3 protein-coding genes are annotated in these 4,243 nt (G+C 74.4%); 2 read left to right on the top strand and 1 reads right to left on the bottom strand.

Annotation, left to right across the window (positions count from 1 at the left end; genetic code table 11):
* Positions 1-564: DUF4192 domain-containing protein (locus ACFV6I_RS18435; RefSeq protein ID WP_380426349.1), on the bottom strand; the 564-nt coding region annotated here is incomplete at its 3' end.
* A 228-nt stretch (positions 565-792) separates the two neighbouring features.
* On the opposite strand from ACFV6I_RS18435, the gene ACFV6I_RS18430 reads away from it, so the two are divergent.
* A complete protein-coding gene (locus ACFV6I_RS18430) occupies positions 793-2,988 on the top strand; it encodes a RecQ family ATP-dependent DNA helicase (RefSeq protein ID WP_380426347.1) in 2,196 nt (731 codons plus the stop codon).
* A 419-nt stretch (positions 2,989-3,407) separates the two neighbouring features.
* Complete coding sequence (locus ACFV6I_RS18425; RefSeq protein ID WP_380426363.1) at positions 3,408-4,046, top strand: hypothetical protein; 639 nt, start codon at positions 3,408-3,410, stop codon at positions 4,044-4,046.
* Positions 4,047-4,243 lie beyond the last annotated feature (197 nt).

Here is a 4,243-nt window from a genome sequence, read left to right as displayed (position 1 = left end):
GGCGGCCGCCGGGCCCGGGCCGGGGGCCCGGCGGATCGGGTTGCCCGCCGGATCGCAGCACCCGGCGCGGCGGCAGAGGAAGGACCACCAGCGGCCGTCCGAGACGCAGAGCGACTCCTTGACGGCCACCCCCCTGCGCCCGAAGGCCGCGCGGAGGTCGTCCGCCAGCGGCCGCAGGCCGTCCACCACGGGAGGGGCGTGCACCGTGGTCGGATCCTGGCAGAGGTAGAGGAGCACTTGGACGGGCCGCTCGCCGTGCCGCTCGGAGAGGGCGACCAGCAGGGCGGCCGTCTCCTCCGCCGCGGCCGGCCACTGCTCGGGCGACTCCGGGATGTCCGCCCGAATCACTCCGCCCTGGTGCAGGTCGGGCCCCTGGAGGCCGACCGCGACGATGCTGTCGTCGGGGTAGAACCCCAGGAGGTAGGGCAGCAGCTCGGCCATGTCGGCCGGACCGCGCATGGTGACCGGCCGGTGGCCGGAGGACGGGCCGAGGGACAGGGTGACGCGCTCGTTGTTCATGACGCTCCCGTTGTTCATGACGCTCCGGTTGTCCGCGGCGTTCATGACCGGAAGCGTGACGCAATCCGAGAGACGCACCGGATTTTTCTCTTTTCCTGTGGATAACTCCGCCCTCGTTTTCCGCTTCCCTCATTCGGAGCACACCGCGCCCACTCCCCCGGGTGATTAGTCGGCGGCCGTTCAGCTGAGGAGCTGATGAAATACATCCGGCCTCCACCTCTCCGCAGCCACGGCATTCGCCTCATGTCAGCGGCTCGGGGTTACATGGACGCCATGCAGCAGCCCGAGAACCACACCACCGCCACCGCCGACCGCGCCGAGGTCCGGGCGCGGGCCGAGGCCGTCCTGCGCGAGCTCGCCGGGCCCGGCGCCGTCCTGCGCGAGGACCAGTGGACGGCCATCGAGGCCCTCGTGGTCGACCACCGCCGCGCCCTGGTCGTGCAGCGCACCGGCTGGGGGAAGTCCGCGGTCTACTTCATCTCCACCGCCCTGCTCCGGGCCCGGGGCGCAGGGCCGACGGTGATCGTCTCCCCGCTGCTCGCCCTGATGCGCAACCAGGTCGAGTCGGCGGCCCGGGCCGGCATCCACGCCCGGACCATCAACTCGGCCAACACCGACGAGTGGGACGAGATCCAGGCCGAGGTCTCCGCCGGAAAGGTCGACGTCCTGCTGGTCAGCCCCGAGCGGCTGAACAACCCCGACTTCCGCGACCAGGTGCTGCCCAAGCTCGCCGCCTCCACCGGCCTGCTCGTGGTCGACGAGGCCCACTGCATCTCGGACTGGGGCCACGACTTCCGCCCCGACTACCGCCGGCTGCGCACGATGCTCGCCGAGCTCCCGCCCGGCGTCCCGGTGCTGGCCACCACCGCCACCGCCAACGCCCGGGTCACCGCGGACGTCGCCGAACAGCTCGGCACCGGCAGCACCGACGAGCACGCCCTGGTGCTGCGCGGGCCGCTCGACCGGGAGAGCCTCACCCTGGGCGTGCTGGCCCTGCCCGACCCGGCGCACCGGCTGGCCTGGCTCGCCGACCACCTCGACCGGCTACCGGGCTCGGGCATCGTCTACACCCTGACGGTGGCCGCCACCGAAGAGGTGACGGCCTTCCTGCGCGAGCGGGGCTTCCCGGTCGCCTCCTACTCCGGCCGCACCGAGGACGCCGAGCGCCGCACCGCCGAGGCCGACCTGCTGGCCAACCGGGTCAAGGCGCTGGTCGCCACCTCCGCACTGGGCATGGGCTTCGACAAGCCCGACCTGGGCTTCGTGGTGCACCTCGGCTCGCCCAGCTCGCCGATCGCCTACTACCAGCAGGTCGGCCGGGCCGGGCGCGGCGTCGACCGGGCCGAGGTGCTGCTGCTGCCCGGGCGCGAGGACGAGGCGATCTGGCGCTACTTCGCCTCGCTGGCCTTCCCGCCGGAGGAGCAGGTGCGCCGCACCATCGACGCGCTGGCCGAGGCCGGCCGCCCGCTGTCCACCGCCGCGCTGGAGCCCCGGGTGGACCTGCGCCGCACCCGGCTGGAGACCATGCTCAAGGTGCTCGACGTGGACGGCGCCGTCCGCCGGGTCAAGGGCGGCTGGACGGCCACCGGGCAGAGCTGGGCGTACGACACCGCCCGGTACGCCAAGGTCGCGGCCTCCCGCGAGGCCGAACAGCGGGCGATGCGCGAGTACGCGGCGACCACCGGCTGCCGGATGGAGTTCCTGCGGCGCCAGCTGGACGACGAGCAGGCCCGTCCGTGCGGCCGGTGCGACAACTGCGCGGGGCCGCTGCACACCGCCGAGGTCTCCGCCGAGGCGCTGAACGCTGCCCGGGCCGCCCTCGGCCGCCCGGGCATCAGCTTCGAGCCGCGCCGGCTCTGGCCCACCGGGATGGACTCCCTCGGCGTGCCCCTCAAGGGCCGGATCCCGGCGGGCGAGCAGGCCGAGAACGGGCGGGCGCTCGGCCGGCTGTCCGACATCGGCTGGGGCAACCGGCTGCGCGCCCTGCTGGCCGACCAGGCCCCGGACGTACCGGTCCCCGGCGAGGCCGTGGACGCCCTGGTCGCGGTGCTCGCCGACTGGGCCCGCGGCCCCGGCGGCTGGGCCGGGCCCGCGACGGCGGACGGCACCCGGCTGGAGCGGCCGGTCGGCGTGGTGGCCATGGCCTCCTCGACCCGCCCCCAGCTGGTGGGCAGCCTCGGTGCACGGATCGCCGAGATCGGCCAGCTGCCGCTGCTCGGCCGGATCGAGTACGTCGACGGCCGGCCCCCGCACGGCGCGCGCAGCAACAGCGCCCAGCGACTGCACTCGCTGGCCGGCGCGCTGACGCTGCCGCCGGAGGTGGCGCAGGCGGTGGCCGAGGCCGGCGGGCCGGTGCTGCTGGTGGACGACCTCGTCGACTCGGGCTGGACGGTCACCGTGGCTGCCAGGCTGCTGCGCCGTGCCGGGGCGAGCGCGGTGTTGCCCCTGGTGCTGGCCGTGCAGGGGTGACCGGGCGGCAGTGGGCCGCCATTCCACCCATCACTCGAATGGCCTAACGAAGGGAGAAAGCAGCCCCCTCGCGAACACGCGGGACGCCGGAGCAGGGAAAGGAGTGGTCACCGTGCCGATGGCGGTTCACCGGACCCCGCACACGGTCTGGATCAAGGTCCAACGCCGCCCGAACGACGCTCGGAACGCGGTGGAACATATCCGGCGGAACGTGGGCTTTCGGGTGGCGTTCATCGTTTCATCGTTGCCGCTCCACCCCGGATACCGCGAGAATTGGCGCGTACCCGAAACCCTGTCCGCTGGACCCGGCCTTCGGCGTACCCACGTACCCGCGTGCCAGTGGGTCAGGAAGGAGGATCGTGATCAACGGTATCGGCCGAGGTCAGCATCCCCTCGCCCGGAGTTCGGCGCCCAGACGGCTGCTGGACCTGGAGACCTGGACCGCCTCGGGGATCCCGTTGCTGCGCGACCCGCGCGAGTTCGTCGTGGAGTTGCACCAGCGCCACCTGCCCCAGCCGGGCACGGTCGTGATCGCCGTCCTCAACGCGCTGCACCACGTGTCCGCCTCGGCCTCGTTCACGCCCTGGCCACACGACACCGACGGCTGGCAGCACCGCAACGCCCTGCTCACGCACCTGCGCCAGGTCACCCCGCACGACCTGCGGCTGGCCGAACCGACCCGCACGGCCGTGCTGTTGCGCTGCCGCGAGGGCGCGCCCGGCTGGACCGAGCAGGACGGCGCCTGGATGTGGGCGCTGCGGGACGCGGCCGTCCTGCACGGGCTGCGCTGCGGCTCGTACATCGGGCTCACCCCGGCGGGCTGGCACGTCCTCGGGGACGGCCGGAGCGGACGCGATCCGCACGCGGGCTCGTGGGCGGACGGGGTGGTGCACACCGTCACGGAACTGCCGCCGCGCTCGGCGCTGGACGCCCCGCGCGGCCAGCGCGCCCGGCACCAGGCGACCGAACGGGCCCAGCACGCCCGGCAGTCCGAGCACCCGTGGCCCCCGGCGCGGGTCGCCGCCGTCCAGCCCGCCCGGCGCACCGGCACCCGCTGACCCCGCCGACACCCACGGGTCGCGGCCACAGGCGACGTCACGGTCGCGGACGACGCCGCAGCCGGGGCCGACCCGAAGGCCCGACAGCCGGCACCAAGACCAGGCACGGGCGGGCCCGGGCCCAGCCACGGATCAGCCCGCGCCCCGGACCGTACGCCCTCGCCGCACCGGGGTACGACGGACCCCGGGCCCGGCAC

The sequence above is a fragment of the Kitasatospora sp. NPDC059803 genome (assembly GCF_042732255.1).
In the GTDB taxonomy this organism is placed as follows: Bacteria; Actinomycetota; Actinomycetes; order Streptomycetales; family Streptomycetaceae; genus Kitasatospora.
The sequence above is the reverse complement of the archived record's forward strand: the minus strand, read 5'-3'. Positions and strand labels throughout refer to the sequence as shown.